Source organism: Streptomyces sp. NPDC001231 (assembly GCF_042896885.1).
Taxonomy (GTDB): domain Bacteria; phylum Actinomycetota; class Actinomycetes; order Streptomycetales; family Streptomycetaceae; genus Streptomyces.
On record NZ_JBIAXS010000033.1, the window covers coordinates 22453 to 39568 of the forward strand.

Annotated in this window: 18 protein-coding genes; 14 read left to right on the plus strand and 4 right to left on the minus strand. The window is 69.2% G+C overall.

The genetic code is table 11. The features are described 5' to 3' along the window. Window position 1: 1 nt before the first annotated feature. From ACFY3J_RS31795 to ACFY3J_RS31845, 11 genes are all read left to right on the plus strand, one after another. Entirely contained in the window at window positions 2–1420 is a 1419-nt protein-coding gene (locus tag ACFY3J_RS31795; protein ID WP_384171207.1) for an MraY family glycosyltransferase, read from the plus strand. Between the two features lie 302 nt (window positions 1421–1722). Further along, window positions 1723–2169, plus strand: a complete 447-nt coding sequence (locus tag ACFY3J_RS31800; protein ID WP_390842275.1) for a hypothetical protein — start codon at window positions 1723–1725, stop codon at window positions 2167–2169. Between the two features lie 225 nt (window positions 2170–2394). Beyond that, window positions 2395–3216 carry a F0F1 ATP synthase subunit A gene (gene atpB / locus ACFY3J_RS31805; protein ID WP_225075586.1) on the plus strand — a complete coding sequence of 274 codons (822 nt, stop codon included), beginning with the start codon at window positions 2395–2397 and terminating at the stop codon, window positions 3214–3216. Between the two features lie 74 nt (window positions 3217–3290). Further along, window positions 3291–3521: an ATP synthase F0 subunit C gene (gene atpE / locus ACFY3J_RS31810; RefSeq protein WP_073889576.1), complete on the plus strand. Its 231-nt coding sequence runs from the start codon at window positions 3291–3293 to the stop codon at window positions 3519–3521. Between the two features lie 41 nt (window positions 3522–3562). Further along, window positions 3563–4114 (plus strand): F0F1 ATP synthase subunit B, encoded by a 552-nt coding sequence (locus ACFY3J_RS31815; protein ID WP_384171200.1) that lies wholly within the window; start codon window positions 3563–3565, stop codon window positions 4112–4114. A gap of 2 nt (window positions 4115–4116) precedes the next feature. Then, window positions 4117–4932, plus strand: coding sequence for a F0F1 ATP synthase subunit delta (locus tag ACFY3J_RS31820; protein ID WP_384172563.1), 816 nt, complete (start codon window positions 4117–4119; stop codon window positions 4930–4932). Between the two features lie 141 nt (window positions 4933–5073). Next, window positions 5074–6666: a F0F1 ATP synthase subunit alpha gene (atpA, locus tag ACFY3J_RS31825; RefSeq protein ID WP_390842276.1), complete on the plus strand. Its 1593-nt coding sequence runs from the start codon at window positions 5074–5076 to the stop codon at window positions 6664–6666. A gap of 21 nt (window positions 6667–6687) precedes the next feature. Further along, window positions 6688–7605, plus strand: a complete 918-nt coding sequence (locus ACFY3J_RS31830; protein WP_384171194.1) for a F0F1 ATP synthase subunit gamma — start codon at window positions 6688–6690, stop codon at window positions 7603–7605. After that, entirely contained in the window at window positions 7605–9041 is a 1437-nt protein-coding gene (gene atpD, locus ACFY3J_RS31835; RefSeq protein WP_384171191.1) for a F0F1 ATP synthase subunit beta, read from the plus strand. The genes ACFY3J_RS31830 and atpD overlap by 1 nt, the downstream gene beginning before the upstream one ends. A gap of 110 nt (window positions 9042–9151) precedes the next feature. After that, the gene (locus ACFY3J_RS31840; RefSeq protein WP_361417380.1) at window positions 9152–9526 is read left to right on the plus strand and encodes a F0F1 ATP synthase subunit epsilon; all 375 of its coding nucleotides are present in this window, start codon (window positions 9152–9154) and stop codon (window positions 9524–9526) included. A 130-nt stretch (window positions 9527–9656) separates the two neighbouring features. Beyond that, on the plus strand, window positions 9657–10103 hold the full coding sequence (locus ACFY3J_RS31845; RefSeq protein ID WP_141358328.1) for a DUF2550 domain-containing protein: 447 nt from the start codon (window positions 9657–9659) through the stop codon (window positions 10101–10103). A 66-nt stretch (window positions 10104–10169) separates the two neighbouring features. Here the strand turns inward: ACFY3J_RS31845 and ACFY3J_RS31850 are convergent, their stop codons facing one another. From ACFY3J_RS31850 to ACFY3J_RS31860, 3 genes are all read right to left on the minus strand, one after another. Then, window positions 10170–11996: a glycosyl hydrolase family 18 protein gene (locus ACFY3J_RS31850; RefSeq protein WP_390842277.1), complete on the minus strand. Its 1827-nt coding sequence runs from the start codon at window positions 11994–11996 to the stop codon at window positions 10170–10172. 167 nt (window positions 11997–12163) lie between these two features. After that, window positions 12164–12805 (minus strand): response regulator, encoded by a 642-nt coding sequence (locus ACFY3J_RS31855; RefSeq protein WP_390842278.1) that lies wholly within the window; start codon window positions 12803–12805, stop codon window positions 12164–12166. After that, entirely contained in the window at window positions 12802–13977 is a 1176-nt protein-coding gene (locus ACFY3J_RS31860) for a sensor histidine kinase (RefSeq protein ID WP_384171182.1), read from the minus strand. Before ACFY3J_RS31860 ends, ACFY3J_RS31855 begins: the two co-directional genes overlap by 4 nt. Before the next feature lie 151 nt (window positions 13978–14128). On the opposite strand from ACFY3J_RS31860, the gene ACFY3J_RS31865 reads away from it, so the two are divergent. After that, the gene (locus ACFY3J_RS31865; RefSeq protein ID WP_384171180.1) at window positions 14129–14707 is read left to right on the plus strand and encodes a hypothetical protein; all 579 of its coding nucleotides are present in this window, start codon (window positions 14129–14131) and stop codon (window positions 14705–14707) included. Window positions 14708–14794: 87 nt separating this feature from the next. On the opposite strand, the gene ACFY3J_RS31870 is transcribed toward ACFY3J_RS31865, so the two are convergent. Next, window positions 14795–15367: a cob(I)yrinic acid a,c-diamide adenosyltransferase gene (locus ACFY3J_RS31870; RefSeq protein WP_141358318.1), complete on the minus strand. Its 573-nt coding sequence runs from the start codon at window positions 15365–15367 to the stop codon at window positions 14795–14797. Between the two features lie 267 nt (window positions 15368–15634). On the opposite strand from ACFY3J_RS31870, the gene ACFY3J_RS31875 reads away from it, so the two are divergent. Then, window positions 15635–16483: a 3-hydroxyacyl-CoA dehydrogenase family protein gene (locus ACFY3J_RS31875; RefSeq protein ID WP_384171175.1), complete on the plus strand. Its 849-nt coding sequence runs from the start codon at window positions 15635–15637 to the stop codon at window positions 16481–16483. 145 nt (window positions 16484–16628) lie between these two features. Further along, entirely contained in the window at window positions 16629–16952 is a 324-nt protein-coding gene (locus ACFY3J_RS31880) for an STAS domain-containing protein (RefSeq protein ID WP_141358314.1), read from the plus strand. Window positions 16953–17116 lie beyond the last annotated feature (164 nt).

The following is a 17116-nucleotide window of genomic DNA, read 5'->3' on the forward strand; positions in this document are numbered from 1 at the left end:
CGTGCGTGAATACCTGCTGACGCTCTGCATCACGGCCGCGGTGACGTATCTGCTGACAGGGCCGGTACGCAAGTTCGCGATCGTCGCGGGAGCGATGCCGGAGATCCGGGCACGTGACGTGCACCGGGAGCCCACTCCCCGGCTCGGCGGTATCGCGATGTTCTTCGGCCTGTGCGCGGGCCTGCTCGTCGCCGACCACCTCACCAACCTCAACGAGGTCTTCGAGAAGTCGAACGAGCCGCGCGCGCTGCTCTCCGGCGCCGCCCTGATCTGGCTGATCGGCGTCCTGGACGACAAGTTCGAGATCGACGCCCTGATCAAGCTGGGCGGTCAGATGATCGCGGCCGGTGTGATGGTGATGCAGGGCCTGACGATCCTGTGGCTGCCCGTGCCCGGCGTCGGCACGGTCGCGCTCACCCAGTGGCAGGGCACCCTGCTCACGGTCGCCCTGGTCGTCATCACCATCAACGCGGTCAACTTCGTCGACGGCCTCGACGGCCTTGCCTCCGGCATGGTGTGCATCGCGGCCGCCGCGTTCTTCATGTACGCCTACCGGATCTGGTACTCGTACGGCATCGAGGCAGCCGCCCCCGCCACCCTCTTCGCGGCCGTCCTCATGGGCATGTGCCTGGGCTTCCTGCCGCACAACATGCATCCCGCGCGCATCTTCATGGGCGACTCGGGGTCCATGCTCATCGGCCTGGTGCTGGCGGCCGGCGCGATCTCGGTGACCGGGCAGGTCGACCCGGACGTGATGAAGCTGTTCTCCGGGTCCGAGCGCAACGCGGTGCACCAGATGGTGCCGGTCTACATCCCGCTGCTGATGCCGTTGACGATCATCGCCATCCCGGCCGCCGACCTGGTCCTGGCCATCGTGCGGCGCACCTGGCACGGCAAGTCGCCGTTCGCCGCCGACCGCGGCCATCTGCACCACCGTCTGCTGGAGATCGGCCACTCGCACAGCCGGGCCGTGCTGATCATGTACTTCTGGGCGGCCCTGATCGGCTTCGGCGCGCTCGCCTACTCGGTCAAGTCGGCGTCCATGTGGATCGTGCTGGGCATCGTGGGCCTCAGCTTCCTCGGCCTGGTGCTGCTCCTGCTGCCGCGCTTCACCCCCCGCGCCCCGCGCTGGGCCGAGCGGTTCGTGCCCCCGCGCTACCGGCGCCGGGGCAAGGTCATGGGCCCGGGAACCTCCGAGCCCGCGGCGGCGTCGTCCGCCTCGTCCACCTCGCTCACGGACTCCGCGCCCCAGGAGGCGTCCGTGGGGGCTTCCGCGACCGCGGAGAGCCCTGTGCCGGGGGAGACGCCCGTGGCCGCGGGCGTGCGGGTCCGTGCCGGTGCGGCCGGTGTCAACGGAGCGACCGCCGTCGGAGCCCGTTCGCGCGTTCTGGACGGGCGGAAAGCCGGAACGTCGCGCTGACGGGCCAAGGTAAGAATCTGACTAAGGCGTTGCCAACCCGTGGGGTGCCGAATCCCCCCAATATCGGGCGAACAGGTCTGGATTTTGCACAGAAGTGCAGCTGTACTCTCACGTGTGAGGGTCAGCACACCCAGGAGGTAAAGACCTCATCAAATAGTTTGTGATACCGTTCACGAGTATCCCGGAGAGCCGAAGGGCCACAGTGAGAAGGTCCTGGTGGGGCCGAGGTTTCCTCCCTCGGCACCGGGACTACGCTCGTCCCATGACGACGCCCTGCCCCCTGTGAATGCGGAGTTGCCGCGATGCCGTCCAATGACGCCCGGATCCTGGCCGAGGCCGCTGTGCCCACAGCCGCCGTCGGTGCGGTCGCCGCCGTCGTCAGTGGTGTGGTCGCCGGTGGAAAAGGGGCGATCGGCGCGGTCGTCGCGGCCGTGGTCGTGATCCTGTTCATGGGGCTCGGCCTCTACGTCCTGCAGCGCACCGCCAAGTCGCTTCCGCATCTCTTCCAGGCGATGGGCCTGATGCTCTACGCGGCCCAGATCCTGCTGCTGTTCGTCTTCCTGGCCGCGTTCAAGCACACCACGCTGTTCAACCCCAAGGCCTTCGCCTTCACCCTGCTCGCCGCCACGCTGGCGTGGACCGCGGCGCAGACGCGGGCCCACATGAAGTCCAAGATCCTCTACGTCGAGCCCGACTCGGCCCCGTCTTCGGCGGGCGAGAAGTCCGAAAAGACGGAGCGCTCGTCGTGAGCGGTAGGGCCGGGATAAAGACGCTTGAGAGATCCTGCTATCGTCCGGTGCCAACTGCGGCATCGCGGGCGCGGGCATCACAGCTGACGCCTGTTCGATCGCGAGGCGAGATGCCCCTCTGCCGCCCCCACATCCGTAACACCAGTCCCGTGCCGAACTGCGGCCGCACGCCGCGCCGACACAACGAGGTTGCCGTACCTATGCGCCACGCTGAAGGAGCCCGCGGTGAGTGCTGACCCGACGCAGGTGCTCGCCTTCGAGACCGACTGCCACATCTTCGCCGGCTGTGGCTTCCCCGCTCCGGGCCTGCACTCGTTCCTGTTCGAGCCCCTCTGGGGCAACGCGGACAGCAACCTGTACTTCAACAAGCCGATGCTGCTGGCGCTGCTCGGCTCCATCATCGTCGTCGGATTCTTCTGGGCGGCCTTCCGCAGGCCCCAGGTCGTGCCGGGCAAGCTCCAGATGGTCGCCGAGGCGGGCTACGACTTCATCCGCCGCGGAGTCGTCTACGAGACGATCGGCAAGAAGGAAGGCGAGAAGTACGTCCCGCTCGTCGTCTCCCTGTTCTTCTTCATCTGGATGATGAACCTCTGGTCGATCATCCCGGTCGCCCAGTTCCCGGTGACTTCGATCATCGCGTACCCGATCGTGCTGGCCCTGATCGTCTATGTCCTGTGGGTCTCGCTGACCTTCAAGCGTCACGGTTTCGTGGGCTTCTTCAAGAACGTGACGGGCTACGACAAGTCGCTCGGCCCGGTGCTCCCGCTGGCCATGCTCATCGAGTTCTTCTCGAACCTGCTGGTCCGGCCCTTCACTCACGCGGTCCGGCTCTTCGCGAACATGTTCGCGGGCCACACGCTGCTGCTGCTCTTCACCATCGCCAGCTGGTACCTGCTCAACGGCATCGGCATCGCCTACGCGGGCGTCAGCTTCATCATGACGATCGTGATGACGGCCTTCGAGCTCTTCATCCAGGCACTGCAGGCGTACGTCTTCGTCCTCCTGACCTGCACGTACATCCAGGGCGCGCTCGCAGAGCACCACTGAGCACCCCGCAGAGCAACCCCCTGATCGTCCGGTGGCCAACCCCCACCGGTCCGTAAAGAAAAGGAAGAACTGGCATGTCCCAGACCCTTGCCGCTGTTTCCGGCTCGCTCGGCTCCGTCGGTTACGGCCTCGCTGCCATCGGTCCCGGCGTCGGCGTCGGCATCATCTTCGGTAACGGCACCCAGGCCCTGGCCCGCCAGCCCGAGGCCGCCGGCCTGATCCGCGCCAACCAGATCCTCGGCTTCGCCTTCTGTGAGGCGCTGGCCCTGATCGGTCTGGTCATGCCGTTCGTCTACGGCACCTGATTCGCCGAACAGCGAAAGCTTCCTAGACGAAAGGCACTGACATGAGCCAGCTGCTCATTCTGGCGGCCGAGAAGGAGAACCCTCTCGTCCCGCCGATCCCCGAGCTCGTCATCGGCCTGCTCGCCTTCGTCATCGTCTTCGGTCTCCTCGCCAAGAAGCTCCTCCCGAACATCAACAAGGTTCTGGAGGAGCGCCGCGAGGCGATCGAGGGCGGTATCGAGAAGGCCGAGGCCGCGCAGACCGAGGCCCACAGCGTTCTTGAGCAGTACAAGGCTCAGCTCGCCGAGGCCCGGCACGAGGCCGCGCGCCTGCGCCAGGAGGCACAGGAGCAGGGCGCCACGCTCATCGCCGAGATGCGGGCCGAGGGCCAGCGTCAGCGCGAGGAGATCGTCGCCGCCGGTCACGCCCAGATCGAGGCCGACCGCAAGGCCGCCGCGTCCGCGCTCCGGCAGGACGTCGGCACGCTGGCCACCGAGCTGGCCGGCAAGCTCGTCGGCGAGTCCCTCGAGGACCACGCCCGGCAGAGCCGTGTGATCGACCGCTTTCTCGACGGCCTCGATGAAGCCGCTTCGAAGGCCGAGGCGACTCGATGACCATGCACGGAGCCAGCCGTGAGGCACTGACCGCCGCACGTGAGCGTCTGGACGCGCTGACGGACTCCACCTCGGTGGACGCCGGCCGGCTCGCCGACGAGCTGGCGGCCGTCACCGCGCTGCTCCACCGCGAGGTCGGTCTGCGTCGGGTCCTGACCGACCCGGCGCAGTCCGGTGAGGCCAAGGCCACGCTGGTGCAGCGCCTGCTCGGCGAGCAGGTCGGCGGCACGGCCGTCGACCTGGTGTCCGGCATGGTGCGTTCCCGCTGGTCGCAGTCCCGTGACCTGGTCGACACGCTGGAGGAGCTGGCGGACGTCGCCGACCTCACCGCGGCGCAGCAGGCCGGCACGCTCGACAACGTCGAGGACGAGCTGTTCCGCTTCGGCCGGATCGTCTCCTCCAACACCGGGCTGCGCGCGGCCCTGACCGACCGCGCCGCGACCGTCTCGGCCAAGAAGGAACTGCTGCGCCGGCTGCTCGGCGGCCGGGCGGCCGCGACCACCGAGCGTCTGGTGACGCGCCTTGTGACCGCGCCGCGGGGACGTAGCCTGGAAGCGGGACTGGAGTCCCTGACCAAGCTCGCCGCCGACCGTCGCAACCGCATGGTCGCCGTCGTCACCTCGGCGGTCCCGCTGAGCGACACGCAGAAGCAGCGCCTCGGCGCGGCCCTCGCGAAGCTCTACGGCCACCAGATGCACCTCAACCTCGACGTCGACCCCGAGGTCGTCGGCGGAGTCCGGGTGCAGGTCGGTGACGAGGTCATCAACGGCTCCCTCGCGGACCGGCTCGAGGACGCCGCCCGCCGCATGGCGAGCTAGCAGCAACTCAACACGCAAGACGTACACGACGGCCCTGGTTGGGCCGTGCAGAGGATTCACCTCTTATTGGGGGGAGTCCCGAACTCGTGGAATACCCCCCAAGTGAAACTTCGGGCCCAACAAGGAGAGCAGGGAACCCAGATGGCGGAGCTCACGATCCGGCCGGAGGAGATCCGGGACGCGCTGGAGAACTTCGTCCAGTCGTACAAGCCGGACGCGGCCTCGCGCGAGGAGGTCGGTACGGTCACCCTTGCCGGCGACGGCATCGCGAAGGTCGAGGGTCTTCCCTCGGCCATGGCCAACGAACTGCTGAAGTTCGAGGACGGCACCCTCGGCCTCGCCCTCAACCTCGAGGAGCGCGAGATCGGTGCCATCGTCCTCGGTGAGTTCAGCGGCATCGAGGAGGGCCAGCCGGTGCAGCGCACCGGTGAGGTCCTGTCCGTGGCCGTGGGCGAGGGCTACCTCGGCCGCGTGGTGGACCCGCTCGGCAACCCGATCGACGGCCTCGGCGAGATCGAGACCGAGGGCCGCCGCGCCCTCGAACTGCAGGCCCCCACGGTCATGCAGCGCAAGTCGGTGCACGAGCCGATGGAGACCGGCTACAAGGCCGTCGACGCCATGACCCCGATCGGCCGCGGTCAGCGTCAGCTGATCATCGGCGACCGTCAGACCGGCAAGACCGCCCTGGCCGTCGACACGATCATCAACCAGCGCGACAACTGGCGCACCGGCGACCCGAACAAGCAGGTCCGCTGCATCTACGTCGCCATCGGCCAGAAGGGCTCCACCATCGCGTCGGTCCGGCGCTCGCTGGAGGAGAACGGCGCGCTGGAGTACACGACCATCGTGGCCGCCCCGGCGTCCGACCCGGCCGGCTTCAAGTACCTGGCGCCGTACACCGGCTCGGCCATCGGCCAGCACTGGATGTACCAGGGCAAGCACGTCCTGATCATCTTCGACGACCTGTCGAAGCAGGCCGACGCCTACCGCGCCGTGTCGCTGCTGCTGCGCCGCCCGCCGGGCCGTGAGGCCTACCCGGGTGACGTCTTCTACCTGCACTCCCGCCTGCTGGAGCGCTGCGCGAAGCTGTCCGACGACATGGGCAAGGGCTCGATGACCGGTCTGCCGATCGTCGAGACCAAGGCCAACGACGTCTCGGCGTTCATCCCGACCAACGTCATCTCCATCACCGACGGCCAGTGCTTCCTGGAGTCGGACCTGTTCAACGCCGGTCAGCGCCCCGCGCTGAACGTCGGTATCTCCGTCTCCCGAGTCGGTGGTTCCGCGCAGCACAAGGCGATGAAGCAGGTCTCCGGCCGTCTGCGCGTGGACCTGGCCCAGTTCCGTGAGCTGGAGGCGTTCGCCGCCTTCGGTTCCGACCTGGACGCGGCCTCGAAGTCGCAGCTGGAGCGCGGTCAGCGCATGGTCGAGCTGCTGAAGCAGGACCAGTACCAGCCGATGGCCACCGAGGACCAGGTCGTCTCCGTGTGGGCCGGTACCACCGGCAAGATGGACGAGGTGCCGGTCGCCGACATCCGCCGCTTCGAGAAGGAGCTCCTGGAGTACCTGCACCGCAAGGAGCAGGGCCTCATGACCTCCATCAAGGAGGGCGGCAAGATGTCCGACGACACGCTGCAGGCCGCCGCCGAGGCGATCGCCGAGTTCAAGAAGCAGTTCGAGACGGGCGACGGAAAGCTGCTCGGCGAGGACACCCCGGCCGCTGCCGCCAAGTGACGTAAGGAAGGGACCTGACTCATGGGAGCCCAGCTCCGGGTCTACAAGCGTCGCATCCGATCCGTCACCGCGACCAAGAAGATCACCAAGGCGATGGAGATGATCGCCGCCTCGCGCGTCGTCAAGGCGATGCGCAAGGTGTCGGCCTCCACGCCGTACGCGCAGGAACTGACCCGCGCGGTCACGGCGGTCGGCACCGGGTCCAACACCAAGCACCCGCTGACCACGGAGGCGGAGAACCCGACCCGCGCCGCGGTACTGCTCCTGTCGAGCGACCGCGGTCTGGCCGGCGCCTTCAACTCCAACGCCATCAAGGCGGCGGAGCAGCTGACCGCGCGCCTCGAGAGCGAGGGCAAGCAGGTCGACACGTACATCGTCGGCCGGCGCGGTGTCGCCCACTACAACTTCCGTGAGCGCACGATCACGGAGTCGTGGACCGGCTTCACCGACGAGCCCACGTACGCGGACGCCAAGACGGTGGCGGCCCCGCTGATCGAGGCCATCGGGAAGGACACCGTGAACGGCGGCGTGGACGAGCTCCACATCGTCTACACCGAGTTCGTCTCGATGATGACGCAGACGGCGACCGACTCCCGGCTGCTTCCGCTGCGTCTGGACGAGGTCGCCGCGGAGGCCGCGCCGAAGGGCGAGATCCTTCCGCTGTACGACTTCGAGCCCTCGGCGGAGGACGTCCTCGACGCGCTGCTGCCGCGGTACGTGGAGAGCCGTATCTACAACGCGCTGCTCCAGTCGGCCGCTTCGAAGCACGCCGCCACGCGGCGCGCGATGAAGTCGGCCACCGACAACGCGGGCGAGCTGATCGACACGCTCGCGCGTCTTGCCAACGCGGCCCGCCAGGCCGAAATCACCCAGGAAATCAGCGAGATCGTCGGTGGCGCGAGCGCCCTGGCCGACGCGACCGCGGGGAGTGACAAGTAATGACCACCACTGTTGAGACGGCCACGGCGGCGGGCCGCGTCGCGCGGGTCATCGGCCCGGTCGTCGACGTGGAGTTCCCCGTCGACGCGATGCCGGACATTAACAACGCCCTTCACGTCGAGGTCGCCGACCCGGCGAACGCGGGCGAGAAGAAGACGCTGACGCTCGAGGTCGCACAGCACCTCGGTGACGGCATCGTCCGCACGATCTCCATGCAGCCCACCGACGGCCTGGTCCGCCAGGCTCCGGTGAAGGACACCGGCTCGGCGATCTCCGTCCCGGTCGGCGACTTCACCAAGGGCAAGGTGTTCAACACCCTCGGTGAGGTGCTGAACGTCGACGCCGAGTACGACGGCGAGCGCTGGCCGATCCACCGCAAGGCGCCGAACTTCGACGAGCTCGAGTCGAAGACCGAGATGTTCGAGACCGGCGTCAAGGTCATCGACCTGCTGACCCCGTACGTCAAGGGCGGCAAGATCGGTCTGTTCGGCGGCGCCGGCGTCGGCAAGACGGTGCTCATCCAGGAGATGATCTACCGCGTCGCCAACAACCACGACGGTGTCTCCGTGTTCGCCGGTGTCGGCGAGCGCACCCGTGAGGGAAACGACCTCATCGACGAGATGAGCGAGTCGGGCGTCATCGACAAGACCGCGCTGGTCTTCGGTCAGATGGACGAGCCCCCGGGCACCCGTCTGCGCGTCGCGCTGGCCGGCCTGACCATGGCCGAGTACTTCCGTGACGTCCAGAAGCAGGACGTGCTGTTCTTCATCGACAACATCTTCCGCTTCACGCAGGCCGGTTCCGAGGTCTCCACGCTGCTCGGCCGTATGCCGTCCGCGGTGGGTTACCAGCCGAACCTGGCCGACGAGATGGGTCTGCTCCAGGAGCGCATCACCTCGACCCGCGGTCACTCGATCACCTCGATGCAGGCGATCTACGTCCCCGCGGACGACCTGACCGACCCGGCCCCGGCCACCACCTTCGCCCACCTCGACGCGACGACGGTTCTCTCCCGTCCGATCTCGGAGAAGGGCATCTACCCGGCCGTGGACCCGCTGGACTCCACGTCCCGGATCCTGGACCCCCGCTACATCGCGGCGGACCACTACAACGCGGCCATGCGCGTGAAGAGCATCCTGCAGAAGTACAAGGACCTGCAGGACATCATCGCGATCCTCGGTATCGACGAGCTCGGCGAGGAGGACAAGCTCGTCGTCCACCGTGCCCGTCGCGTGGAGCGCTTCCTGTCCCAGAACACCCACGTCGCCAAGCAGTTCACCGGTGTGGACGGCTCGGACGTGCCGCTGGACGAGTCGATCGCGGCGTTCAACGCGATCTGCGACGGCGAGTACGACCACTTCCCCGAGCAGGCGTTCTTCATGTGCGGTGGTATCGAGGACCTGAAGAAGAACGCGAAGGAGCTGGGCGTCTCCTGAGCATCGAGCTCATCTGAGGGGGCGGGTGCGTCCCGCCCCCTCGTCCACGCCCCTTAGAATTGACCCCAACACCCGGCATTACCGCCGGGTGGTGACCCGAGGAGCCACCCTTGGCTGCTGAGCTGCACGTCGAGCTGGTCGCCGCCGACCGCCAGGTCTGGTCCGGCGAGGCCACCCTGGTCGTCGCGCGCACCACGTCCGGCGACATCGGCGTCATGCCCGGTCACCAGCCGCTGCTCGGTGTGCTGGAGTCGGGCCCGGTGACCATCCGTACGAGTGAAGGTGGGACGGTCGTCGCCGCTGTGCACGGCGGTTTCATCTCGTTCGCGGACAACAAGCTGTCGCTGCTGGCCGAGATCGCCGAACTCTCGGACGAGATCGATGTCCAGCGCACCGAGCGAGAGCTCGAACGCGCGAAGGCGGAGGGCGACGCTCATGCCGAGCGCCGCGCGGAGGTCCGACTGCGCGCGGCGACGGCCAGCTGAACCCAGCCAGCCGTGTGATGACGTCACTCAGCCGCGGTCGGTACCGGAGCAATCCGGTACCGGCCGCGGCTGAGGTGAATGTGGGTGTTTTTTCCGTTCCATTACCTAGGAGACGAGGAGGTCGGTGTCGATGGTCCTCGCTCTGACTGTGTGCGGGCTGGTGGTCTTGCTCGTGGTGGTGGGACTGTTCGTCTTCGGCCTGCGACGCAGGCTCATCCAGCGCTCCGGTGGCACCTTCGACTGCAGTCTGCGCTGGGACGTACCGGAGAAGACCGACACCAGCGGCAAGGGCTGGAGCTACGGCGTCGCCCGCTACAACGGCGACCGCGTCGAGTGGTTCCGAGTCTTCTCCTACGCCCCCCGTCCCCGCCGCACCCTGGAGCGGGCGTCCATCGAGGTGGCCGGCCGCCGTCTGCCCGAGGGCGAGGAGGAACTCGCGTTGCTCTCCGACGCGGTCGTCCTCACCTGCCTGCACCGCGGTACGCGCCTGGAACTCGCGATGAGCGAGGACGCGCTGACCGGCTTCCTCGCCTGGCTGGAGGCGGCGCCGCCCGGACAACGGGTGAATGTGGCGTAGTACGACGGAAGAGCTCCCCCGGACGTGGTCCGGGGGAGCTCTCCTGGTCTCGGGGCCGGTGGGCCCTTACGACAGACCGCTGTTGATGGCGTTCACCAGTTCGCCGTTGCTGGTGTCACCGCTGAACTCCCAGAAGAAGGCGCCGCCCAGGCCCTGGGTCTTCGCCCAGGACATCTTGGTGCCGATGGTGGCCGGGGTGTCGTAGGACCACCAGTTGCTGCCGCACTTCGCGTAGGCCGTGCCCGCGATGGTGCCGGTGGCCGGGCAGGACGTCTTGAGCACCTTGTAGTCCTCGATGCCCTGCTCGTACGTACCGGTCGCCGGGCCCGTGGCCGTGCCGCCCGGGGCGTCCTGGGTGACGCCGGTCCAGCCGCGGCCGTACAGGCCGATGCCGACGAGGAGCTTGCTCGCCGGTACGCCCTTGGCCTTGTACTTGGCGATCGCGTCGGCCGTGGTGAAGCCGGCCTGCGGGATGCCGTTGTAGGAGGTGAGCGGGGAGTGCGGGGCGGTGGGGCCCTTCGCGTCCCAGGCGCCGAAGAAGTCGTACGTCATCACGTTGTACCAGTCGAGGTACTGCGCCGCCCCGCCGTAGTCGGCGGCGTCGACCTTGCCGCCGGAGGTGCCGTCGGCGGAGACGGCCGCCGTGACCAGGGCGCTGTTGCCGAACTTGGCCCGCAGCGCGGCCGCCACGTTCTTGATGGCCGCCGGGCCGCTGGTGTCACAGGTCAGGCCGCAGGCGTTGGGGTACTCCCAGTCGATGTCGATGCCGTCGAACACATTGGCCCAGCGGGAGTCCTTCACCAGGTCGTAGCAGGACTGGGCGAAGGCCGTCGGGTTCTTGGCCGCGTCCGCGAAGCCGCCGGACCAGGTCCAGCCGCCGAACGACCACAGCACCTTGATGTTCGGGTACTTGGCCTTCAGCTGGCGCAGCTGGTTGAAGTTGCCGCGCAGCGGCTGGTCCCAGGTGTCGGCGACGCCGCTGACCGACTGGTCGGCGGTGAAGGCCTTGTCGTAGTCGGCGTAGGAGTCGCCGATCGTGCACTTGCCGCCGGTGACGTTGCCGAAGGCGTAGTTGATGTGCGTGATCTTCGAGGCGGAGCCGGACGTCACGATGTTCTTGACGTTGTAGTTGCGGCCGTAGATGCCCCACTCGGTGAAGTAGCCGAGCCGGACCTTGTTGCCGGGCGGGGGAGTGCCGCCACCGCCGCCGGTGGTGCGCACGGCTACCGAGCCGCTGACCGGGCCGGTCTGGCCGGCGGTGTCACGGGCCTGGACGCTGTAGGAGTAGTCGGTGCCCGCGGTCAGTCCGGTGTCCGTGTACGAGGTCGTCGTCACGGTCGCGACCGTCCTGCCGTCGCGCAGGACGTCGTAGTTCTTGACGCCCTTGTCGTCGGTGGCCGCGCCCCAGGAGAGCTTCACCGAGGTGTCGGTGATGTTCGAGGCGGTCGGGGTGCCCGGCGCGGAGGGCGGGTTGTCACCGGGTACCGTGCCGCCGCCGTCACAACTGCCGCCGTTGAGCTTGCAGTTGCTGGGGGATCCGGCGCCGGCGCCGTTGAAGCCGAAGGAGACGGAGGCGCCCGGGGCCAGGGTCCCGTTGTAGGACTTGTTCTTGGCGGTCCAGTGGGTGCCGGAGCTGGTCACGTCCGCGTCCCAGGCGGAGGTGACGGACGTGCCGGAGGGGAAGTCCCACTCGATCGTCCACGAACTGATGCTCGTGGTGCCGGAGTTGGTCACCGTCCACTTGCCCTCGAACCCGGAGCCCCAGTCCTGGGTCTTGGCGTAGGTGGCGGTGGCCGATGCCGCGGCCTGAGCGGAGCCCGCGAGGCCGACCATCCCGGCCAGCGGGAGCAGCAGGGTCGCGAACCCGGCCGCGGCTCTGTGTCTGAAGCGCATACCGCGCCTCCTCTTGTGATGTCGCCTGCGGGGAGCTACGGCCACCCCTTCGGCGGTGGGGGTTGTGGTCGGGGGGCGTGACTGAGCCATCACGCCCACCGGTGCCGCGAGAATAGAAAGGTCTGGACCACGGGTCAATAGGTCTGGACCAGTTGTCCCGTTGCTCCTCAGATCCCCAACTCCTGTGCAAGTACCGCTGCTTGGACCCGGCTGCGCAGCTCCAGCTTGCCCAGCAGGCGGCTGACGTGGGTCTTCACGGTGCCCTCCGCGAGGTCCAGACGGAGGGCGATCTCCGCGTTGGACAGCCCCTCACTCAGGCGCGACAGCACCTCGCGCTCCCGGGGGGTGAGGGTGCCCAGCGCGGCCGGCGCCGCCTTCGTCTCCCGTACCGGCCCGGCGGCGAACTCGGCGATCAGACGCCGTGTGACGGCGGGCGCGACGATCCCCTCCCCGCGCGCCACCGTGCGCACCGCCTCCACCAGCTCCCGCGCCTCGGCGTCCTTGAGCAGGAACCCGGCCGCTCCCGCGCGCAGCGCCCCGAAGACGTACTCGTCGAGGTCGAAGGTGGTCAGCACGAGGACGTCCGCAAGCTGCTCCGCGACCACCTGCCGGGTCGCCGACACCCCGTCCAGCCGCGGCATCTGAATGTCCATCAGCACCACGTCCGGACGCAGCTCGCGGGCCAGCGCCACCGCCTGCTCGCCGTCCGCCGCCTCGCCGGCCACTTCGAGGCCGGGCGCGCTGCGCAGGATCAGGACCAGCCCGGCGCGAACGGCGGACTGGTCCTCGGCGACGAGGACACGGATCATGCGGGATCTCCTTCGCCGTCACCCAGGGGCAGGGTGGCACGGACGGTCCAGACGGCGCCCTCGGGACCGGCCGCGAACGCGCCACCGAGCAGCGCGGCCCGCTCCCGCATCCCGACCAGACCGGCACCGGAGCCCGGGGCGCGCGGTCCGTCCCGGTGCCCGTAGGGGCTGGTCACCGCCACCTCGAGCGCGCCGTCACGCCGGGCCAGGGCGACGGTGACGCGGCCCGGAGTCGCGTGCTTGAGGGCGTTGGTCAGCGACTCCTGCACGATCCGGTACGCCGCCAGCTCCACCGGTGTCGGCACCTCGCCGTGGCGGGCGTCGAGCATGACCTCGAGACCGTTGCCGCGGGCCGCCTCGGCCAGCGCTTCGAGACCGTCCAGGGTCGGTGCGGCGGCCGGGGCGTGCTCGTCCCCGCTGTCGCGCAGGATGCCGATCAGCCGCCGCATCTCCGCCAGTCCCGCGACGCTGTTCTCCCGGATCACGGTGAGCGCCCGCCGAGAGGTCTCCGCGTCGTCCAGGGACAGCGCGGCCGTGGAGTGGATGGCGATGGCGGACATGTGGTTGGCGATCATGTCGTGCAACTCCCGTGCCACCCGCGCGCGTTCGGCGGCGACCGCCTGCGTGCGGTCCATGTCCGCGAGCAGCGCGGTCTGTTCGGCCCGCAGCCGCTCGGCGACGGCCGTGTCACGGTGGTTGCGCACCACCCAGCCGGTGGCCGCCGGCACCAGGCTGACCAGGGCGACGCCCACGCCCAGCAGCAGTGCCTGCGGCGTGTGCCGGACCACGAGCGGCACGACCGTGCCGATCACCGTGAGCAGACCGGTGATCCAGGGAAGGCGGCGGGCGAAGGCGGGCGGGCCGTAGAGCACCGCCGCGTAGACCAGATCGGTGAACATCACCACGGTGGCCAGGCTGCCCCGCGTCGGGAGGTCCGCGACGACCGCCGCGGTGCCGACGAGCAGGGCGGGCCCCGGCCGGGTGCGGCGCAGCAGCTCGCACCCCGCCATCACCAGCAGCGGGACGGCGACCGCCCAGTCCTGGTCCAGGACGGAGGCCGGGGCGTGGCGGGCGCGGGTGTGCAGCCCGGTCCCGAGCAGCGCAAGACCGCCGAGCAGCCCGCCCACGGCGATGTACACGTCGTGGCGGTGCGGGCGGAGTCCTCGGGCCATGCGTCCATCCAACACGGGGGATCGGTCCGCCGCCTGATGCCCCGGGAGGGTCCGCGCGTACATCGAAGGATGCACGCGCGGTTCGTCACCGCCGACGACGCACCGGACGCGGTCCGCCGCGAGCCTGGAGGAGGAACCGAGAGGAGCAATCGTGATCGTCGCGCTGATCATCGCCTGCGAGGTGGGCTTCTGGGTACTGCTGGCGCTCGGCCTGACCGCCCGCTACCTCCTGCGGTGGCGCCGCACCGGTATGGCCCTGCTGCTGTGCGAGCCGATGCTGGAACTGGTCCTGTTCGCGGCCACCGCCGTCGATCTGAGGAACGGCGCGGAGCCCGGCTGGGAGCACGGACTGGCCGCCCTGTACATCGGTTTCACCGTCGGCTACGGCCACTACACCGTCGGCCGTCTCGACGCCCACGCGGCCCACCGCCTGGCCGGCGGCCCGCGCCCCGGGAAACCGCCCCGTCACGGACTGGCCCGGGCACGCCACGAGGGCGGCCTCTGGCTGCGCACCCTCGTCGCGTCGTGCGTCTCACTGGCCCTGCTCCAGGCGGCGGTCCTGTACGTCGGCGACCCGTCCGCCGCCGAGCCGCTCAGGTCCTGGCAGGGGACGACGCTGCGCATCGCCGGGATCCACGGGCTGATCGCGCTGTCGTACCTGCTCTTCCCCAAGAAGGCTCCGGCCAGGTCGGCCCGCCCGGACGAGGAGCGCACACCGGCCGGACGGTGAGCGGGCGTCGGGGACGGTGAGCGGGCACCGGGCGGGGGCGGGGGCGGGGCGCCGGGGGCGCGGGGCGTCCCTGACGGGGAGGAGCGCTCAGCGTTCGCCGCCCGGTACCCACAGCACGTCCCCGGTGGCCTTGTTGGCCGTGCGCGCCAGGATGAACAGCAGGTCCGACAGCCGGTTGAGGTAGGTCGCGGTGAGCGGGTTCATCGTCTCGCCGTGCGCCTCCAGGGCGGCCCAGGTCGAGCGTTCGGCCCGGCGGACCACCGTGCACGCCTGGTGGAGCAGGGCCGCGCCCGGCGTCCCGCCGGGGAGGATGAAGGAGCGGAGCTTGTCGAGCTCGGCGTTGAAGCGGTCGCAGTCCGCCTCCAGCCGGTCGACGTAGAACTGCTCGACCCGCAGCGGCGGGAACTCCGGGTTCTCCACCACCGGCGTGCACAGGTCCGCGCCCACGTCGAACAGGTCGTTCTGCACCCGGGTGAGGACCTCGACGACGTCCTCGCCGAGCCCGCCCAGCGCGATCGCCGTGCCGAGCACCGCGTTCGCCTCGTTGGCGTCGGCGTACGCCGAGATCCGCAGATCGGTCTTGGCGACCCTGCTCATGTCGCCGAGGGCGGTGGTGCCCTTGTCTCCGGTCCGGGTGTAGATGCGCGTGAGGTTGACCATGAGGCCAATCTAGACGTTCCCGCGACGGGCGCGGTGCGGCGATTTCAGGGTGGCGCCAACCCGGCCCGGGGCGGGAGGATTTCGTGGCCGAGTCCGCCGCACCGGACGTGACGGGCGTCTCACGCCCTGAGACAGTGACACGCATTACTTACGGGTCTCAAGGCCCCGCGTGAGCGCTAATGTCCGCACAGGAGCCATGCGTAAGCAGCGGGTAAGCGCCAAGCGCCCGCGCGGTCGTCGTGCAGTCGTTTCGAAGGGGAGTCGTCAGTGTCACGGAAGCTCGCCGTCATCGGGGCCGGTCTCATGGGGTCCGGCATCGCCCAGGTCGCCGCGCAGGCGGGCTGGGACGTCGTCCTGCGGGACGTCACCGACGAGGCACTGAGGCGCGGCACGGACGGTATCAAGGCCTCGTACGACAAGTTCGTCACCAAGGGCAGGCTGGAGGCGCACGACGCCGATGCCGCCCTCGCCCGCATCACCACGACCACCGATCTGGACGCGGCCGCCGACGCCGACCTCGTGGTCGAGGCCGTCTTCGAGAAGCTCGAGGTCAAGCACGAGATCTTCCGCACCCTCGACAAGCTCGTCCGCGAGGACACCGTGCTCGCCTCCAACACCTCCGCCATCCCGATCACCAAGATCGCGGCCGTGACGGAGCGCCCGGAGCGGGTCGTCGGCGTGCACTTCTTCTCACCGGTGCCGATGATGCAGCTCGTCGAGCTGGTCCGCGGCTACAAGACCAGCGACGAAACCCTCGCCCGGGCACGGGAGTTCGCCGAGTCCGTGGGCAAGACCTGCATCGTGGTCAACCGCGATGTGGCCGGCTTCGTGACCACCCGCCTCATCTCGGCGCTCGTCGTCGAGGCGACCAAGCTCTACGAGTCGGGCGTCGCCACCGCCGAGGACATCGACCTCGCCTGCAAGCTCGGCTTCGGCCACGCCATGGGACCGCTCGCCACCGCGGACCTGACCGGCGTCGACATCCTGCTGCACGCCACCGGCAACATCTACACCGAGACCCAGGACGAGAAGTTCGCCCCGCCGGAGCTGATGCGCCGGATGGTTGACGCCGGTGACATCGGGCGCAAGAGCGGGCAGGGCTTCTACAAGCACTGAGACCGCACAAGGGCCACTGGGGTCACCCTCCGGGGTGAATTCGGTATCGGTTCGCTTACAAGCAGCAACCAGACCGCCGCGGAAGCAGTCAGAGGTTGCACAGCCACCGCCACGGAGTACGCCACAGCATTCACGGGGAGCGCATATGCACATCAGGGGCGACCACGCCGAGCTGGTCGTCGGGGGCCGCCTCGACGTCCGCAGCGCGGCGGACGCCCGTACGGTCCTGCACTCGGCCGTCGACGACGGTGTCGGCGACCTGGTGCTCAACCTGTCCGAGCTCGATTCCTGGGACGCCACCGGACTCGGCGTGATCATGGGCGTGCACCGGCGGGCCGGCCGCTGCGGCCGGCGCCTGGTGCTGCGTGACGTGCCGCCGCAGATGCAGCGCCTGCTGGTGGCCACCCGGCTGCACCGCATCCTCGCCATCGAGGGCGGCATCGGCGTCGAGTCCCTGCCCCGCGTCTAGACCGGGCCGCGTCACCGTCACCCTGGTTCGAACAGGTGTGAACCGGGCGACGGGGGAGACCCGGGCGCACGTCGGCGAACCGTACGTGGTGCGCAATCCTCATGAGACCGTGACGTCTCGGGCCGGTCGGCACCCCGGGCTGTCGTGGATACTGGCCGAAGGTT